This is a genomic window from Chryseobacterium sp. DT-167 (genome assembly GCF_058310155.1).
In genome coordinates, this window is record NZ_JBZEEQ010000007.1 from 198,457 (window position 1) to 218,195 (window position 19,739).

The window sequence follows — 19,739 nt, forward strand, 5'->3', positions numbered from 1 at the left end:
GCAAACTATATAAAAGAAAATAATACCGATCTAAACCCCGCTGAATGCGCTAAATCCACCGTCGACCGGCAGTAAAGCACCTGTAATGAAACTTGCTGCATCCGAACACAGAAACTGTACTGCTCCGTTCAGTTCTTCGACTTCACCAAATCTCTGCATTGGTGTCTTGCCAATTACTTTTTTGCTTCGGTCAGTTAGAGATCCGTCAGAATTTAATAGAATCGCACGGTTCTGGTCGCCAATGAAAAAACCGGGAGCAACAGCATTCACACGGATTTTGTCACCAAATTTCAATGCTACATCCGAAGCCAGCCATTGTGTGAAATTGGTAATCGCCGATTTGGCTGCTGAATATCCTGCCACTCTTGTGATTGCGGAATATGCTGCCATTGAGGAAATATTTACAATACTTCCGCTTCCCTGCTCTGCCATTACTTTTCCGAACACATAGCTCGGATAAACAGTTCCGTTGATATTGAGATTTGTCACCTCATCCCACCCGTTCACATTCATATCGAAAAAAGATTGTTCGGGAGAGAGTGTTGCCGCAGGAATATTTCCTCCCGCAATATTGAGCAGAATGTCGATTCTGCCGTATTTTTCTGTAATTTTCTTTGAAGCGGCTTCAAGACTTTCAATATTCGTAACATTGGCTTCTACCGCAAATGAATCACCATTCAAATCTGTCAGTTCTTTTACACGGGCATCCAAAGTTTGTTGATTTCTCCCAAGCGCAACAATTTTTGCTCCGGCTTCAATGAAACTTTTTGCCAAGCTTCCGCCTAAAACCCCGGAAGCACCTGTAATGACGGTTACTTTATTTTTAATACTGAATATTTCGTTCATTTTTACTTTTATGAAAATTTATTACAAACGTTAGATTAATCTCTTTGCAATTCTGACTGTACTGCCGCCATCACACCTTCAATCTGACCCAAAGCAAGCATTCTTCCTAAGAAAGAATATCCCGGATTATAACCTTTATCAATATCATCCGTCAATAATCTTCCGTGGTCGATGCGCATTGGTAAATCCGGATTTTCTTTTTCAAATACGCGGATTACATCAATAAGCTTTCCTCTTCCTCCCAAATGATGAGCTTCAATAAAATCTCCGTTTTCAAAAACATTGGTACTTCTTAAGTGAACAAATTTTGTATGGCGCGCAAACTTTTGAGCTAGCTTCGGAACATCATTCTGAAGATTGGCACTTAAAGAACCTGCACAGAATGTCAGTCCGTTGTGTGGATTGTCAACCTCGTTCAGGAACCAGTCTATATCTTCTTCGTTGGTCACGATTCTTGGTAAACCTAACAATGAAAATGGCGGATCATCGGGATGTACACACATCTGGATGTTCCATTTTTCGCAAACCGGCATTATTTTTTCCAGGAAATATTTCATATTCTGACGAAGCTGATTTTTATCAATTCCATCATATAAAGCCAATAAACTTTTGAAAATAGCTACCGGATTCTGGTCTCCTTCCTTGATATTTCCGTTAACAAAACCCTGTGTTTTTACAATGACTGAGTCTATCAAATCATTGTTATCTTCTTCCGTTAAAGTATTTTTTAGTTCATCTACTTTCTGAAGAATCTCTGAACTATAATCGTTTTCTGCACCTTTTCGTTGCAGAATATAAATTTCAAAATAAGCAAATTTTGCCTTATCAAAGTACAATGACGATGAGCCGTCTTCCCATTGATGAAACAAATCTGTACGTGCCCAGTCTAAAACCGGCATAAAGTTGTAACAAACCGTTGTTACTCCTGCTTTACCGAGATTTTCAAGACTAGTGATGTAATTTTTTATTAATTGATCTCTGTTTTCTCCTCCATATTTTATGGCTTCACTTACTGCCAGACTTTCTACAACAGACCAGCGAAGACCGAAACTTTCTATATAATTTTTATAGTCATTAATTGCGTCTAACGACCAAACTTCTCCGTTTGGAATATCGTGAAGCGCAGAAACAATGCCTTCCACTCCGATTTGGCGGAGCATATTTAATTGTATTTTGTCTTTTTTACCAAACCAACGCCAGGTTTTTTCCATAATACTTTAGAAATTTTAATTAAAACAAAGCAGGTGCAATGAATACACCTACTTTGCTGCTGTTAACATGAATGTATTTTTGTTGTTTTAATAACCAGGGTTTTGGTATTTTGCTTTAATGTCGGCCGATACTTCCATTGCATCTAATTGTCCTTGCGGAATCGGTCTTAGATAGTGGTATGGCTGTATTGTTCTTGATACAGTTTGTGGAGTATGATTTCCATAGTTAACACCTCCAATAGAATACGTTGCTGATTTTTGAGTCCAAGTTTGAGTTCTTACCAGATCATACCATCTGTAGCCCTCTCCAAAATATTCTCTCGATCTTTCTGCCAGAAGATAATCTAAAGTTATCGTCATCGGCGTTGCAGCAATCATTGCAGCACTATTATCCTGCACTTTTGAAACGTTCCCGTTGACACTCCACACCCATTTTCCAGCTCTTGCACGTATCACATTGATAAGATCCCTTGCAGATGATGGTCCTGACGCTCCTTTAATTGCAGCTTCAGCAGCGAGGAAATAAAATTCAGAAAACTTAGCTGCAACAAAAGGACGCGTTAAGCTTGGATTCGGATATCCTAAACCATTACCATTATCTGTACGGTAGGTTCCAATTTTCCATATCCCAGGATAAACAATTCTGCTAATTCCGCTAGGTGCAACTACCCAGTCTGCTCTGCCCGGTAAAACTCCCGCTCCAACACCATTCTGTCCTCCGTTTGAAGGATAAGTGGGTGTCTGAGAATCATTATCTAAGAATGAAAGTACTGCATCTCCAGGTTGTATTGGTAAATTATTTGCATTATATAGTGTTGAAACATTGGTAAGTCCGGTACCTTCTTTATTCCAGTTTCCTCTATACGTTGTAACAAAAGTACCGTCATAACGTGAATCATTCGTTTTATCTGCAAAGGTATTTTTAATAAGTTCTATCGTCGGCGCCATACGGACCCAAGGTCTTCCTAAAGATTGGGTAGCCGCTCTCTGAACTGAACTTGCGTTAGAAAATGATGTACTTGATAAGCTGCTTTTAAGGTTGGTGTAATTGAACGTAAACATCCACGCTGCAAAATTATTTGGGGACCACCCATCCCCGTAGCTTGCCTGAATAACCCCTTCATTAAAGTAAGCACTGGTTTCTGTATGATCAGCATATAGCATACATTCCTTGTTACGATCATTATCTCCTCGGTGAATGTCGTAATAGGTTGGCATTAAAGCATATGGTCCAGGAGCATTGATACCTTCTAAAGCTACATCATAAGCTTTTTGAAAGTACCATTGAGCATTATGACCGTCCGGATCTGTTCTCGGAGTTTCAGGATATGTCGGGATGCTATTCGGGTTTTGTAACCACCATGCATATGTTAAATATGCTTTTGAAAGATATAATCTTGCTACATTCTTTGTAACGCCACCGGTAACTCTCGGATTGGTAGGGAGATTTGCAACAGCTTTGATTAAATCTGGAAAGATCGCTTTCGTATATACTTCAGTTACTGTATTTCTTGACGAAGTGGTTTTAGGATTGATATTAAACTTTAGCTCACCAGATCCTAAGTCAAGCGGCACCCCTCCATAGGTCTGAACCAATAAGAAGTAGTTGAAAGAACGGAAAAATCTTGCTTCTGAAATTAATGATTCTGCAATACCTGCTCCAGAACCGTTTTCAATAATTCCATTTGCAGTATTTATGGACGGAAAAACAGAACCCCATATCATACTAGTAGGAAAAGTGTTCGAGTTTATACTGCCAGCTCCACCAGTCATATCTAAATCCTTAAAGTTTCCATCTGCACTTTGTGCCCATGTAGCTTCGTCTGTACCTGTCATATTTGCATTCAGAAAATATCCATTTCCATATAGCATACGCAATTGTCTGTACAGTGAAGTAACACCTTGTGAAATTCCTCTTTCGGTAGTGAAGTCTTCTGGTGTATATATACCTCTCGGCTGCTCATCTAATATCTCATTACAACCTGTACTGAAGGTTAATGATGCTAAAAATAAAGCAGCAATAAATTTTTTATTAAAATTGATCATAATTTCTGATTTTAAAAAGTTAGATTTAATCCGATCATATAATTTCTGGTAGAAGGGTTATTGGTTCCTATCACCAATTGGTTTGCTTTGTAAGAATTCACAGCCTGATTTTCGTTACCTCTTGAATTCGGCTCAGGATCCATTCCAGAATATCTGTAATATGGAGAACCAAATACAAACGGATTCTGAACAGTAACATACAGTCGCAGGTTGCTTACCCCTAAATTATCAATTGCACTTTTATCAAAATTATAACCTAAAGTTATTGTTCTGATCTTAACAAATGAACCATCAAATAATGCTAGTGTAGAGCCATACTTCGGGTTGTCACCACTCATCAACCCCCCTGGTTTTGGATTTCTAACGTCAGTATTCTCTGGTGACCAGTAATCAACGTCAACATTATTTCCTCTTCCTGTAAGTCTGTTAAGATAACCTGAAGAACCGTAAATTGTGCTTACTAACACACCACCTTTTTGAAATGCTCCTACAATGCTTAAATCCAGTCCTTTGTAAGCAAGTCGAGTATTAAATCCACCAATGAAATCCGGATTTGTATTGATGATTTGTCTGTCAGCCTCACCAATTGGTCTTGTAGGTGTGCCGTCGGCATTATATCCTCCTGTGTAAAGAACTTTAATCATACCCGGTGCAGCACCTGTCTGAGGCTCAAGAATATTTAAGTAGGGATCACCTTGCTGCCATAATCCTACATATTGATAATCATAGATAGCATTAATGTTATATCCTACAAACCACAAGTTTCCTACATTTCTATCCTGCCCTGAAGCAAGTGCAGTAATTTTGTTTCTGTTTGCTGCTAAATTACCACCAACTTCCCAACTGAAACCATCCGGATTGTTAAAGATAATACCATTAAGAGAAACTTCCAGACCTTTATTTTGAGAAGATCCCACATTTTCTGTCACTGAACCTAAACCACTGGAAGGAGGAAGACCTTTGCCTAACAACAATTTTTCAGTATTGGTAAGATAATATTCTACGGTACCATTTATTCTTCTGTTAAGAATTGTGAAATCAACTCCGTAATTGTACGTTTTTGAAAACTCCCATCCCAATGAAGCGTTTGGAGCATTGCTTACATAATTTCCGATAGCGTTACTGCTTCCAAAATTATAAGGTGTTGTACTTAAACTTCCAAAAGTTGAATAAGGAGCAATTGCCTGATTAGAAGTCTGCCCGTAACCTGCACGCAACTTTAATACATTAATATATTTTGAATCACGTAGAAAACTTTCGTTAGCGACATTCCATCCTACAGAAACTGCAGGATAGGTATTCCACTGGTATCCTGGTGCTAAAACTGATGAGCCATCTGATCTGATTGTAGCTGTGATCATATATCGGTTGTCATACTGATACATGGCTCTTCCCATGAAAGACATCAGCCCTCTTTTATAATATCCCTGATTGGCTGGGTTGATTGTAATTTCTCCTTGTGCATGACCCAAGTTAAAATATTGAAATGCATCAATTGGCACATCACGTGCACCTATTGAAGAACTGTTGAATCTTGTCTGTTCAGCAGAATATAATCCTGTTGCATTAATTTTATGCTTACCAAAAGTTCTGTCATAAGTAACAAGGTTTTCAATTACCCATTGTGTAGTTAATGAATTTCCGATGCTCGCATTGGATAAAGTTGCAGGATTATAGTTTAAAGCTCCTGTACCTAAATAATATCCGCTATTAGAATTCCTGTAGGTAAGACCAACGTTTAATCTGTATTTTAACCCTTCGATGCTTGGTATTTTGATCTCAGTATACAAATTGTTATATGAACTGAAAGCGTTTGTACGGTCTGCGTAAGCATCTCCTAAACTTTCCAGGATTGATCTTGTCTGCAATGCTGTCTGATCTAAATTTGCAAATACAGTTCTCAATCTTGGTGTTCCGTCCGCAAGATTTGGTGTAGTTAGTGGTGAATATCCTAATGTCGGCGCTCCACTTACACTGTTAAAATCATTGATAGAAAAATTTGAATTCGTAGAGAAACCAATTTTAAGCCAATTATTAACCTCCTGATCCAGGGATCCCCTCATTGAAAGTCTCTTATAACTTTGCAAAGGTACTACCCCGTTTTGCTGGAAGTAGGCAACACCAAAATTGTAACCACCCTTTTCTGTGCCTCCGCTAACACCTACATCATGATTCATCATAAGGCCCAAACCGTAAAATTGATCCTGCCAGTCTGTATTATTACTGTTTGATTCATCCGGACCATTGACGACCATATTTGCATCTGTCCTCAACTTGGCCAACTTTGGACCGTCCATCATGGGATATTTTGAAAATATACTTTGATAGCCTGTGTAACCGTTATATGTAAATCTAGGTCTTTGACCCTTTCCACCTCTGTTGGTTGTCACAATAATAACTCCATTTGCACCACGGGATCCGTAAATCGCTGTCGCTGATGCGTCTTTTAAAACATCGAGACTTTTGATATCCGACGGGCTGATGTCGGCTAAGGAACCAATAAACGGAATTCCATCCAACACAATCAGTGGATCGTTGGATCCTGTCAGTGAACGTTCTCCCCTGATACGAATCTGCTGCACAGCTCCAGGTTTCGTTGAGGTTCTTCCAATATCAACTCCTGGAAGACGGCCTTGTATTGCATCTGTTATATTCGCAGATGGAACTTCCTTCAAAGCATTTCCACTTAAAGAAGATACAGAACCTGTCACCGCTTCTTTTTTCTGAGTACCGTATCCAATTACCACAACCTCTTCAATCTTTTTTTCTTTTGGAATAGTATCTTTTTTACTTTGAGAATAAACCAGACCTGAAGGTAATAAGGTCATGGCAAAAAATAGTGCCGCCTTATTGCTTTTACTTAAATAAAATAGGTTCATAATTATTATATTGTTTTTAAATATTAGGGTAACAAAAAGCTAATTAATCAATTAAACTTTTTGCTTTTAGATATACATATTCACAAGAGCTTCGAACAATTCCTGTTTACCGCTTTTTGGTTGTGGCTCGCCAATCTCAAGAGCTCTTTTTCTAAGATCTTCCAGAGTTAGCTCACCATTTTCAAAAGATTTTCCGAGACCATTGTCAAATGAAGAATATCTTTCAGTTCTCAGTTTTTTATAATCAGAATCCTCAAGAATATCTGCTGCAACAGATAAGCCTTTTGCAAACGCATCCATTCCTGAAACATGAGCAATGAAAAGATCGTCTGCATCGATAGAGTTACGACGAATTTTAGCATCAAAATTCACTCCTCCTGATCCTAAACCACCTCCTTCAAGGATCACTAACCAAGCCTGTGCAAGATCAAAATAGTCAACAGGAAACTGATCAGTATCCCAACCATTCTGATTATCGCCTCTGTTTGCATCAATACTTCCCAACATTCCAGCATCTACAGCTGCCTGCAATTCGTGCTCAAATGTATGACCAGCCAATGTAGCATGATTTACTTCCAGATTCAATTTAAAATCTTTGTCTAATCCATGATTTTTCAGAAAACCTATTACAGTCTCAGCATCATAATCATACTGATGTTTGGTAGGTTCCATCGGTTTAGGCTCAATTAAAAATGTTCCCTGAAAACCCTGTTGTCTTGCGTAGTCACGAGACATGGTAAGAAATCTTGCCAAATGCTCTTTCTCACGTTTCATATCGGTATTGAGAAGACTCATATAACCTTCTCTTCCTCCCCAGAAAACGTAGTTTTCTCCACCAAGAGCAATTGTTGCATCAATTGAGTTTTTAACCTGCGTAGCGGCACATGCAACAACATCGAAATTCGGATTGGTAGAAGCACCATTCATATATCTTTCGTGAGTAAATACATTGGCTGTACCCCAAAGAAGTTTTATACCCGATTCCTGTTGCTTTTCTTTAGCATATTCTACAACTGCCTGCAAATTTTTCTCGTAATCTCTCCAGTTATCTGCGGGATCTACTAAGTCTATATCATGGAAACAGTAGTAACCGAATCCCATTTTATTCATGAATTCAAATCCGGCATCCATTTTATATTTAGCTCTCGAAACAGCATCTGTACCTTGTGACCAAGGATGATGAATAGTCGGTCCGCCAAAAGGATCACTGCCATCTGCACATAGTGTATGCCACCAAGCCATTGCAAACCTCATCCATTCTTTCATTGGTTTTCCCATGATGACTCTTTCTGCATCATAATGACGGAATGCCATTGGATTTCTGCTTTCTTTACCTTCAAATTTAATTTGATCTATCCCTGAAAAAAACTCTTTTGTTGACTTTAAAACGTTCATGTAAGTTTGATTTATTAATTGAAATTTTCTTTTTTTTGGATATGGAATCACCCTGCTCACTGTAATTTTTATTCAGTAAGTATGATAAATTCCGTTATTTTTATTTGATTATAATATTTCCTTAAGATGATCCTGCCATGTGTGATATGCTTCTAGATATTGCTCCTCCTTTTCATGTTCAGGTTCTATAACTGCAATCTTTTCAAGCGATGCGAATGCCTCTGAAGAATCTGTGTAAAAGCCAATTCCCATTCCTGCTGCTCTTGCTGCTCCTACAGCACCATCAGTATCATAAAGCTCTATCACAGCATTGCTTACACTTGCCAGTGACTGCCTGAAAATGGAACTCAGGAACATATTGGCATTACCTGCACGAATAACATTGATGTCCATCCCGATGTTTCTCATGATATTCATCCCATACTCATATGAGAAAACAATTGCTTCCTGTGCAGCTCTCAGAACATCACCTTTAGAATGTATATTGAAATTGATTCCGTGTATAGAGCATCTGGTGTCCTTGTTTTCTAAGACTCTTTCTGCACCGTTACCGAAAGGAATAATACTTAAACCCTTTGATCCGATAGGCGAAAGTGAAGCCAGCTCATTCATATCTCCATATGAAGAAAGTGATGTGGCAAAGTTGTGCTTAAGCCAGGAATTCAGAATTCCGGTTCCGTTGATGCACAATAATACCCCAAGTCTCATCTGTTCCTCACTGTGGTTGACGTGTGCAAATGTATTGACCCTCGAAAGCCTGTCGTAATCAAGCTTGTCTAAAACTCCGTAGACAACTCCGGATGTTCCGGCTGTAGATGCGATCTCTCCGGGATTAAAAACATTAAGTGATAAGGCATTATTTGGCTGGTCACCTGCTCTGTAGGATATGGGTGTACCTTCTTTTAATCCCAATTCATTGGCAGCAGCAGCGGAAACTGTTGACTGAATACCAAAAGTCGGAACAATCTCAGGGAAGAAACTTTCAGGAATTCCGAAATACTGAATAACATCCTGAGAAATACAATTATTTTTAAAATCCCAGAAGATCCCTTCGGACAAACCTTCAACTGTTATTCCTATCTCTCCGGACAGCTTCATGGCAATATAGTCACCGGGAAGCATAATCTTATCAATTTTATCAAAAATCTCAGGTTCGTTATCCTTTACCCATGCCAGTTTTGATGCTGTGAAATTTCCCGGAGAGTTTAGCAAATGTGAAAGACATTTTTCCGGACCTATCTCTTCGAAGGCTTTTTCACCGTATTCTACGGCACGGCTGTCGCACCAGATGATTGAGGGTCTTAGCAGATTCTGATCTTTGTCTACCATAATCAATCCGTGCATCTGCCATGTTATTCCGATACCTTTGATGTCTTCCGGGTCTATTCCGGCCTGATGCATTACAGATTCATGGGCCAGCTTTAAATTTGTCCACCAATCGGCAGGATTCTGTTCTGCCCAACCAGCTTTCAGCGCGATGATCTTCATCTCTTTTTTAGGTGAAAAATCAGAAGCCACAACCTTGCCGCTCGATGCCTCAATAAGACAAACTTTTACAGAAGAACTCCCTATATCGTATCCTAATAAATACATAGTATTGAAAATGGTTTTTTATTTAATTAATTTTGAATTATTCTTTTTATATGCCTTGCCATCAAATTTGTAGAACCTTGCCGCCCGGTGCGGAACGTTGTCTTCAATCTCATCCAACGCTACGATATAGCTGAATGAAGAAACTTTTTTATGAAAATTTTTAATGTCAATATTCTTTTCACTCAGGGCACAGTATAATTGATACAATTGTCTTATCGTAAATTTTTTGGGTAGAAGCTCAAAAATAATTGAAAAATCAATCTCTATCCATCTTCTGATCTCAACCAGTGCCTCTTTTATAATTATATTATGGTCAAACGGAAGGGATGGTATTTTATCAACGGGATACCAGTCAACATTGCTGTACTTTGAGCTGTTGATCTTATGATCGATCTTGCAGAGAGACAAATAGGCAACGGTGATTATTCTGTCTATATTATGCTTGTATTCTTTCCCCATCCATCTGATATCATTCTGGTTACTTGCGCGCATCGGATCGGCATAACATTTAAACTGTTTCAGCACCATCTTCTTGATGCCGGTAAGTTCATACAGTACTCTACCGGCAGCATCATTAACGTCTTCATTGCTAAAGATCAGACTTCCTGGCAATTTTCTATGCACTTCTGTAGGGGTGTCATCAGAATGACGCTGCACCAATAATATATTCAACTGGTTATTGAGATCAAACCCAAAAACAACGCAGTCAACCGAAACATAAGTATGTATAAAATCTGGAGCCATATAAGCATGTTAACATTTACGTAACATGACAAATATAAAAATTCAATTGAGAAAAAAAAATAAAATTACATTATATATTAAATATCAACTGTTTACATACCGATTTTTGATGATATGAATTGTATTATTTTAATGATAAGCTTATCATACAAAGTATGATTATAATATCTTAATCCGCTAGCTGTAAAGATATTAAATGTCAAACGTACACTTATTAAGTTAATTTTAGTTAAATTATAGAATATGATAACAATCACTATAAATCTCTATAATATTTTTTATTAATAAATTAATAAATGATGATTTTACGTAGATATTAGTCATTTAATCGTCAAAAATTTTCACCAAATTATAGCGTGACTGACTAAATTAAGACTGTGTTCGTAATTTTTTAACACAAAATTCAATCCATCAAAACTGATTATAGTCATGACAATATGTCTCGAAAAGAACTATCAAATATTTGAGATTAAGCTGTAATAAATTTGAGTTAATGATTTAGTAAACCTCGTATTACAGCAAATTACCACCTTGTAAAAAAAGATACATAAGGAAAAGTAGAATTAATAAATTTGATAAGATTTACTAAGAAGTATATTACAGATACTTTTACAAAAAGTTAAAAGGCGCAAAGACACTTGTAAACTTGAACTGTTTAATAATTTGGGCTGAAAAGAAAATATTTATAATGGTGCAAATGAAAAAGCAGCAATGAATAGTATAACATCTAATGAATATTAGATATCAGTAATACTGTATGAAGAAAAGCAATGAAGTTATCTTTAAAATAAACTTTTACTTTTAAATGAAATTGTTCTTTTTTTTCGGGCCGGAAATGACATCAATGCGGTAAACTAAAAAATTTCCGTCAGAGCAATACTCTTTAGAGCTCAGTAGATTTCCTTTCTCAGATGTATTGCGGTAATCATTCAGATATTTTTCCATTTCGTTTTTGGCTGCAGGTACGATGATGTACTTTGCGTTATACTGATATTCGTCTGCATATTTCTGAAGTTTTTCAACTCTGCTTAAAGCTTCCTCGTAATTCATTTTATATTAGTCTTTACTTTTTTCTTCAATTTCAGTAATTCCAAAATGACCTTAAATATGCTTTATTTATATTATAAATATGGCTTAGCTGTTCTGTTTTAAATATCTTACAGCCCGATCAAACTTATTCAAAGAATAATCAAACGGAGATGAGCAAAACTATGCAGCGGCAAAAGAACTTGGAACATGACAATTCTTTTCTTTGGTATAACGAGCTTGTCTTAGTAATCAGGTTGCATATTAACTTCTGTGTTATTTATATGTAATCTGTTTTCGGGATTCACTGACTGTTTGAATCCCATACTCATCAACTTTCCGTAAAAAAAAACATTTAGAAAGAGAAAAAATCCTCTTTAGGGTTTTCCGTTTTTGTTCTCATGGCATTTATACTCAAATCGTTTACAAATCATCACTTACTCATATATTCAGCTATTGTAAATGGCTGATTAAATTTTCGGGTAAGGTATTGGTCTATTTTTACAAAAAAAATATTAAAGCAGCTTCAACAAAACCTATTTATTTGACACCACATTTAATTTTCTTTTCCCCTAAATTTCAACAACTTAAAAGCATATTTAGTTTTCAGCTGCAAATATAATAGGTATCCTGCCAATCGATCTTGTTAAAAACGAATTTAAAGTTGTTATTTTCATCCATTATTTTGATTTTCATATGACTTAACAGCAATAGTTTTAAGGCGTTCACAGCACCTGTGCAGTAAAAAACCAAGTAAGAATCTTGGTCAGAAAGAAAAAAGTTTAAACTTCCCTTAATGCTGAAGGATTTTTGCCTGTGTGTTTTCGCATAAAATGAGTAAAAACACTTTCACATTTAAAACCCATTTCATACCCTATTTCAGAAATCGTTAAATTTGAATTACGCAAAGCAATCAGAGACTCGTTGGTGATCTTCTGAATGATAAATTGCTTTGCCGTTTTCCCATAAAGGTAGCTCGTCATTTCTGTCAGCTTCTTGGGCGAGATACAAAGTTGAGAAGCATAATAAGTAACATTTCTATGGTATTTATAATCCCGCTGAAGAAGCGTATTAAAATAATTCATTTTCGATACAAAATTAAGTTTTTCATCCATTGTATCTTCATTCGACTCAAGATACATCAAAGCATCCAGTATTAAACTTTCGATGGCATTGTGAGCGGCATATATAGCAAGACTTTTATTTTTTTCATTGAAGTGTGTGAGTCTACCTATAAGCATAGTCCTGATATACTCGTCGCTTCCGAAATAAGGAGCCGTAACGTAATTTGAGAAATGATTGTAAAAAACCTTTGAATTTAAAAAAACACTGTCTTTTTTTGATCTCTCATAAAATGCTGATGTAAAGGCAATAACGTAAATATTCTTGTTGTCGGTGCAAGACAGAAATTCTATATTCCTCTGCGGTCCCAGAAAAATAGCATTTCCTGTCTTTATACTTTTAAATTCACCTTCAATTTTAACATCCAGATCTTTAAGAATAAGATAAATACAGTAATATTCTAAAGTATTAAATTGTAATAAAAAATTATTTCTCTCTATCACATCATGAAGAAAATCAATATTAAAACCGTTTCTCTTTAACTGTTCTGACAATATATACATATTATGAATTTTAAGACAGTGTCAACGATCTTTCAGAATTGTCACCCTATGTACAACAGGCTGAATCTAAAAGTTTTGTTCTCAATCATTATTATTAGCTACTTTATGGATGCGAATATAAAAATTTAAATCATAATCTTATATCACTGAATTTTTGTAAGCCTAAATTATAAATAAAACAGCTGAATATCCATTTAAAATAACATAAAAAAGCTCAATCATATTAAAAAGAATTTTGCAACATAAACAGAATAAATCGTAATGATTATAATAGTTTTTGGATTTGAAAGCTTTAATATTATTTCATATTAAAAATATGTTTGCAAAAAAATGGTGATACCACATATTCAGAAAAGATAAACCTTCAATTTTTTATGCTCTTATTATCTATCTTAAAATTGATAATCATATTAATAAATATTTGAATTATAAATAAATAAGTATATATTTGCAAACTTAAAAGTGTTTACTTTTTCGCAATGCTAATACCTCAAGAAAACCAGAAAAACAAGAAGATAACGGGATTCCTTTTATCTGTTTTCCTATTCTGTTTTTTCAGCTTTCTTAACGGTCAGGTTTATATTCCGCAAGGGGTAACGGTCTACGTTGAAAAAAACACGGTCATTACAGAAAACTTAGCAAATGCCATTTCAGCATCCGGCAATGCAGCTCCTGAATCTTCTGATAAAACATCCGTCACTCAAAAAGAAAACAGAGATGATAAAAACTCCGTAACCAAGCGTGCAAAGACAAAGCCTAAAGCAAAAAACACTTTCGATCTTTCTCAAAAAAACAAGCAACAAGCGCCTAAAAAACAAAAACCTAAGAAAGTTTCTTTAGGATATCTTTTCAAGAACAAAAGTGATGAAAGTTTCACGCCCGCCGGCTCATCCGAAAAACCGGTAGTCTTTCCTGATCATCATTTGAAATGGGAAGTACCTGAAACTCTCCGCCCATATTCTATTACTTATTTTGTAGAAAAGAATAAATCTTTTTACACCTGCATACATCCCTCAATCCGTACAAGCAGAAGCTTTCGGACGCGCCCTCCCCCTTCTTTTTCATTATTATAAAAAATGTATTGAAATAATACGTTTTTAAAAAGCTATTACATTTTTTTTGATTAATCATTTTCGCAATATTAAATCTATATAAAAAGCGATGATGATTGTAATTTTATGCTAAATAATGAAAAAATCTACTTTTAAAAGACCTACATTAAAACAATATGTAGCACAAAAAATCAGGCCCTTGATTTTTGCAATGGCACTGATGCTCAGCTACCTTAATGTATCTGCACAACAGCCAAGTTCTTTTGTTCTTGCAATTCCTGGTCAGAATCTCAACTTTTTGAATGCTAACCGCACACTTATTACCAATACAGGAAACAACGGTTTATCTGCCGGTTCTGTGTGGCGTTATGATAATCTGATTACTACCAACGGGATCACTATTTATGGAATTCTTACCATAAAAGAAATCAACGGAACAGGGACCACTATTACAATTCTGGATGATGAAGCTGTGAATACAGGACTTCCGGGAAGATTTCAGCCCCGGATAACTACCCCAGCTTCAGGTGGTAACGTTTTGTTTGAGCTTGAATTTTATGAAGTTACTACTAATAAGAGAGCCTACATTTCGGAGTACTACTTTACTGCAGCAGATATCGACGGAAACGAAGTTGTGGAAATAGGAGGATATTCTACTTATCAGGTAGATGCAACCAGCGGTCTTACGATCAGTCAGCAACCATCCGGACGTACAAGATTCGGGGGAATTACAACTGAACTAAATGGTGTAACCTTTGACAACACAGCTGCTTTTATTGCACAATACAAATTTCCGTATACCAAAGTTACCTTTGCACTCGGCAAAAGCAACGCAGGAACGGGTCGTCAGTTTTCAGTTCAGTTTGGAACCGCGGGAGGTACTTTTACAAACCCTACTACCGTAAGGAACCCTGTAAAGTTAATGTATATTAGCAAAACTGCAGATACCGACCACTTTTTAGCGGGAACAACTAAAAAATACACTGTTGTTCTGGATAATCTTGGAAGCACAGCAGAAAATGTAACACTTACAGATCCGCTTCCTGCAGGACTTACTTATGTTCCGAACAGCACGACTATCTCTGTACCTGCGGTGAGCGTAGTAGAAAATGTTGCAGATAATTTCAACTCTGTTTCTTATGCACGAAACAACGGAGCAGCTCTATGGAAAAATGAATGGACGGAAATTGGTGAAACTACAACAAATCCGGCTACAGGTACAATTACCGTTACAACAAACCGGTTAAATTTCGCAAACTTACCCAATGGAAGTGGTATTGAAAGAACCGCAAATCTTACGAAAGCAGTAAATGCGTCTTTATCATTTGCATATACACAGAGTTCTGCCAATGGTACATTAGACGTTCAGGTTTCCCCGAATGGTTCGACCTATTTCTCATTAGGAACAATCAGCGGAACCACCAGCGGTAACTTCAGTGCTATAATCAACCCTCTTTATCTGACTGCTGATACACGTATCCGTCTGGTAAATTCAAGCGGAAGTGCTTGGGGTACAAAAACGACTACCGTTGATGATTTGGTATTACAATATACTCTGAGCCAGGCAGTACAAAATAAAACAAATGCTGTTTCGGGCGGTACTCTTGTAAACGGTGTTCCTCCCAATGTAATTGTCAGCGCTGATAACATCACCTTATTACCGGGAGCAAAGGCAACCATTACCTATGATGTCAATGTAAACTGTAATGCACAGGGTACTATTGTCAATACTGCAACAGCTGCTTGTCCAGGGCTTTATGAAGACACTATCTCTGCTTCTCATACTGCATATGTAGATCCTGTAAACGTAACCGGATCGAGTCGTTGTAATACAGGCGCCGTTACTCTTACAGCAAGTGGTGCACAAGGAAACCAACAATACCGTTGGTATGCTGCTTCTACAGGAGGCTCTCCTTTAGCAACAGGAGCATCATTTACCACACCGAATATATCTAGCACAACTACTTATTATGTTTCTTTTTATAATCCTGATACAGGCTGCGAATCTGGTCGTACACCGGTAATTGCTACAGTTTCTTCAGCAAGCAGCATCACAGGAACAGGGGTGATATCAACCACTACAGGAGCTAACGGTACAGCTGGTAATACAGGGGCTTTAGCAGCTCCGAACACCGCCGCAAGTAATAATGCAGCAGGAACAACCGCATGGACGAATCTTGGAAATATTGTAAGCAGTAACAACACCAATACCTCTGCTACCACTATTGCTGCAAATGGCGGAACATCGCAATATTTGGAAATTCCTTTTCCTTCTATTACTGTTCCTGCAGGAAATTCTATAATGGGAATCAGCATCAATATAGAAAGAAATGCTTCCGGAGCCAATAGCATAAGAGATAATGTTGTTCAGCTGTTGAAAAATAACATTGCAGTTGGAAACAATAAAGCTGTTACAGGTGCATTCTGGCCTACTACAGATGCTGCTGTTACCTATGGAGATGCTTCAGACCTTTGGGGAACAACATGGGAATCTTCTGATTTTGCCAATACAAAACTCAGAATACAGGCATATAATAATGCAGCCGGTACAGCAACTGCAAACATTGACTTTGTATCATTTACGGTATATTATGCTGCTTTTGGAGATGATCAAAGCAGTGTAAGCTTTAAAATTACAGGTATTTCAGGTGCTACAGGATATACATGGACTGCGCCTTCAGGTGCTACAATCACATCTGGACAGGGAACGGATTCTATTTTATTGAATTTTAACAATGCCGGACAAAATGGCACCTACAGTGTCTGTGCAACACCTACAAACTCTTGTGGAAGCGGAACGCAAATCTGCCGGACAATTGCAGTTACCAACAACGTAAACAATGAAATTTCCGGGATAGTATATAATGATCAGGACGGATCAGTAGCCCCATTAAAAGTAGACGGTACTCCGGTATCACAGATCGGAGGACAACAACTGTATGCGATTCTTACCCTGAATACTTCTCCATACAATGCCATTTCATCTGTTACTGTTGCACCGGATGGAACCTATAAATTCAGCTACCTTGCAAGTACTACAGCAAGTAATTACAGAGTATTTATCAAAACAACACCGTATGGTGATGGTATCGCTGTGCCTGTAACATCTGATCTTCCTGCGGGAGCTACCTTCAACGGATCCATAGATAATGATGCTACAAACTCTCTGACAGGCGGAAGTTCTACGAATCCCTTTCTTGTTGTGACTGCAGGTAACAATACCAACAATACGAATGTTAACTTTGGTATTGCCATAAGCAACCCGGTAGGAAATGCCGACACGACAAATACACCAGAAGATACTCCTAAAACATTCAATATATTAACGAATGATACGACAGCCTCAGGAACACTGAATGGAACTACTGTAGATCTGGATCCTGCTACTGCGGGGAGACAGACGAGCTATACAACAATCAATGGTACATGGAGTGTTGATGATAGCGGGAATGTAACATTTACTCCGGTTCAGGATTATTTCGGTACCGACTCTATATCTTATACGGTAGAAAATTCATTGGGATACAAATCTAACTCAACGAGTATTACAGTAACCGTAGATCCTGTAAATGATTCTCCTTCTTTCACAAAAGGAGCTGATCAGATTCATATACAAACCAGTTCTGCTGTGCCTTATGTGGTCAACTCATGGGCATCAAACATCAGCAAAGGGCCTTCTAATGAGTCTTTACAAAGTATTTCCGGCTTTATTGTTACCAACAACAATAACGCAATTTTTACGGTACAGCCAACGATCAGTTCCAACGGACAGCTGCAATATACTCTTGCTGCCAATTCCAGCGGAACAGCTGTTATTAGCGTAAGAATTCAGGATAATGGAGGAACGGCAAACGGAGGAGCAGATACTTCTTCTATCCAGACATTTAGCATCACTGTAAAGCAGGATACCGATAGAGATGGTATTCCGGATGATACAGATCTTGATGATGATAATGACGGAATTGTAGATGAAACAGAATGTCCTGCAATCTATTTTGATTTTGCAGACACAACAAACAAAGCTACCCTTCTGTCTGGCTCAGCGGGAACAAGTACAGACTTTATTGCCGGAACCAAGCTTATCAGAGCCAATGCTCTTACGTACTTAGGAAATCAGTATGATGCAATTCTAACAGTAATTTCTAAAAATACGCCAAGCTCAGGAACAGGCACACCTGCATTAGCTTTAACTTCGGGAGGAGCTTTGGCTCTGCAGAATACAAGAGCTTCAGATAATCCTTATGCAGAATTCAAATTAGACTTTGTTCCTACAGGAACTGTTACTAATGCTTCCTCAGTATACACTCCGGCAACACTTCCGTATGTCACTATTCAATTCAATAATATTGACGGGAATAATCAAGCTTTTTCAGATGTAGCAGGTTATAGTACTTCTACAACACCAAGCGCAGTTATAGTGGGAAGTAACCTTGTGAACGGCGGATTTACAAGTGCTACAAATACTCCTCCTGCGTCATATAACTATTACAGACATGTGAATTTGGCAAATGACGGGACAGGAACTGTTCCCAATATCACCACAGACGACGAAAACATTAAGGTGTATATGCGCTATGACAGCTACACTTCTGCAATGTTCGTTTTTGGGATGACCGGAAATGCTACTGCAAATGTCGCAGAAAGATCTGCCGGTATGAGAGTAAGAAGCGCTTTTGCTTGTGATACTGACGGGGACGGCATTACGGATCAGCTAGACCTTGACAGTGATGGTGACGGATGCTCGGATGCTATAGAAGGAGGTGCAGATATTCTGTCAGCACAATTGGCAACAGCACCTGCTTCACTATCGGGAGGCAGCACTACAGTAAATCAAAATCTTTGTGCATCAGCAACCTGTGTAAACCCGAATGGTGTTCCGCAATTCGCAGTATTGCCTGCAAATTATAGCAATACTACAGGACAAGGTATTGGCGATTCTACAAACAACGCAATCATCCAATGTAATGCGCGTTGCTACAAACCTGCCATTACAGATGCTGGAAATACCTTCCCTTCAACACATGGTATCACTGCTCTTTCTAGAGCCGGAGCTGATAATGGAAACTGGCCGATGACAAGACAAAGTGCGTGGAATGTATTGGAATCAAAAGAAAAAGGATTTGTTATAAACAGAGTGCCTACTACTGCCTCTCTTGCGAATATCACTAATCCTGTAGTCGGAATGATGGTCTATGATACTGAAGCAAAATGTATGAAAATATATGCTGTGAAATCAGGAGAAACCAATGCTGCTTGGCACTGCTTTGAAACGCAGGCATGCCCGGATTTATAATTTAGCCTCAAAAAAAAGATTATACTGTG

General features: G+C 37.7%; 11 protein-coding genes. 2 read left to right on the forward strand and 9 right to left on the reverse strand.

Annotated features, from left to right (window positions below; translation table 11 throughout):
* Window positions 1-30: 30 nt before the first annotated feature.
* From AC4FQ5_RS11395 to AC4FQ5_RS11435, 9 genes are all read right to left on the reverse strand, one after another.
* Window positions 31-846 carry an SDR family oxidoreductase gene (locus tag AC4FQ5_RS11395; protein WP_491143382.1) on the reverse strand — a complete coding sequence of 272 codons (816 nt, stop codon included), beginning with the start codon at window positions 844-846 and terminating at the stop codon, window positions 31-33.
* A gap of 35 nt (window positions 847-881) precedes the next feature.
* A complete protein-coding gene (uxuA, locus tag AC4FQ5_RS11400) occupies window positions 882-2,057 on the reverse strand; it encodes a mannonate dehydratase (RefSeq protein ID WP_491143384.1) in 1,176 nt (391 codons plus the stop codon).
* Between the two features lie 87 nt (window positions 2,058-2,144).
* Window positions 2,145-4,103: a RagB/SusD family nutrient uptake outer membrane protein gene (locus tag AC4FQ5_RS11405; RefSeq protein WP_491143385.1), complete on the reverse strand. Its 1,959-nt coding sequence runs from the start codon at window positions 4,101-4,103 to the stop codon at window positions 2,145-2,147.
* An 11-nt stretch (window positions 4,104-4,114) separates the two neighbouring features.
* On the reverse strand, window positions 4,115-6,982 hold the full coding sequence (locus AC4FQ5_RS11410) for a SusC/RagA family TonB-linked outer membrane protein (protein ID WP_491143387.1): 2,868 nt from the start codon (window positions 6,980-6,982) through the stop codon (window positions 4,115-4,117).
* A 66-nt stretch (window positions 6,983-7,048) separates the two neighbouring features.
* Complete coding sequence (gene xylA / locus AC4FQ5_RS11415) at window positions 7,049-8,377, reverse strand: xylose isomerase (RefSeq protein ID WP_491143389.1); 1,329 nt, start codon at window positions 8,375-8,377, stop codon at window positions 7,049-7,051.
* 108 nt (window positions 8,378-8,485) lie between these two features.
* Window positions 8,486-9,970 (reverse strand): xylulokinase, encoded by a 1,485-nt coding sequence (locus tag AC4FQ5_RS11420; RefSeq protein WP_491143390.1) that lies wholly within the window; start codon window positions 9,968-9,970, stop codon window positions 8,486-8,488.
* An 18-nt stretch (window positions 9,971-9,988) separates the two neighbouring features.
* Complete coding sequence (locus AC4FQ5_RS11425) at window positions 9,989-10,714, reverse strand: NUDIX hydrolase (protein ID WP_491143392.1); 726 nt, start codon at window positions 10,712-10,714, stop codon at window positions 9,989-9,991.
* Window positions 10,715-11,515: 801 nt separating this feature from the next.
* Window positions 11,516-11,764, reverse strand: coding sequence for a hypothetical protein (locus AC4FQ5_RS11430; protein WP_491143394.1), 249 nt, complete (start codon window positions 11,762-11,764; stop codon window positions 11,516-11,518).
* Between the two features lie 758 nt (window positions 11,765-12,522).
* Complete coding sequence (locus AC4FQ5_RS11435) at window positions 12,523-13,365, reverse strand: helix-turn-helix domain-containing protein (protein WP_491143396.1); 843 nt, start codon at window positions 13,363-13,365, stop codon at window positions 12,523-12,525.
* Window positions 13,366-13,844: 479 nt separating this feature from the next.
* Between AC4FQ5_RS11435 and AC4FQ5_RS11440 the strand changes: the two genes are divergently transcribed.
* Both AC4FQ5_RS11440 and AC4FQ5_RS11445 read left to right on the forward strand, forming a co-directional pair.
* A complete protein-coding gene (locus tag AC4FQ5_RS11440) occupies window positions 13,845-14,438 on the forward strand; it encodes a hypothetical protein (protein ID WP_491143398.1) in 594 nt (197 codons plus the stop codon).
* Between the two features lie 115 nt (window positions 14,439-14,553).
* Window positions 14,554-19,710, forward strand: a complete 5,157-nt coding sequence (locus AC4FQ5_RS11445; protein WP_491143399.1) for a beta strand repeat-containing protein — start codon at window positions 14,554-14,556, stop codon at window positions 19,708-19,710.
* The last annotated feature ends 29 nt before the right edge of the window (window positions 19,711-19,739 follow it).

Bases quoted from the DNA above. Each gene is read 5' to 3' on its own strand.
- uxuA (WP_491143384.1), bottom strand. From the start codon at position 2,057: ATGGAAAAAACCTGGCGTTGGTTTGGTAAAAAAGACAAAATACAATTA.
- AC4FQ5_RS11430 (WP_491143394.1), bottom strand. From the start codon at position 11,764: ATGAATTACGAGGAAGCTTTAAGCAGAGTTGAAAAACTTCAGAAATAT.
- AC4FQ5_RS11410 (WP_491143387.1), bottom strand. From the start codon at position 6,982: ATGAACCTATTTTATTTAAGTAAAAGCAATAAGGCGGCACTATTTTTT.
- AC4FQ5_RS11420 (WP_491143390.1), bottom strand. From the start codon at position 9,970: ATGTATTTATTAGGATACGATATAGGGAGTTCTTCTGTAAAAGTTTGT.
- xylA (WP_491143389.1), bottom strand. From the start codon at position 8,377: ATGAACGTTTTAAAGTCAACAAAAGAGTTTTTTTCAGGGATAGATCAA.
- AC4FQ5_RS11435 (WP_491143396.1), bottom strand. From the start codon at position 13,365: ATGTATATATTGTCAGAACAGTTAAAGAGAAACGGTTTTAATATTGAT.
- AC4FQ5_RS11405 (WP_491143385.1), bottom strand. From the start codon at position 4,103: ATGATCAATTTTAATAAAAAATTTATTGCTGCTTTATTTTTAGCATCA.
- AC4FQ5_RS11445 (WP_491143399.1), top strand. From the start codon at position 14,554: ATGAAAAAATCTACTTTTAAAAGACCTACATTAAAACAATATGTAGCA.
- AC4FQ5_RS11395 (WP_491143382.1), bottom strand. From the start codon at position 846: ATGAACGAAATATTCAGTATTAAAAATAAAGTAACCGTCATTACAGGT.
- AC4FQ5_RS11440 (WP_491143398.1), top strand. From the start codon at position 13,845: ATGCTAATACCTCAAGAAAACCAGAAAAACAAGAAGATAACGGGATTC.
- AC4FQ5_RS11425 (WP_491143392.1), bottom strand. From the start codon at position 10,714: ATGGCTCCAGATTTTATACATACTTATGTTTCGGTTGACTGCGTTGTT.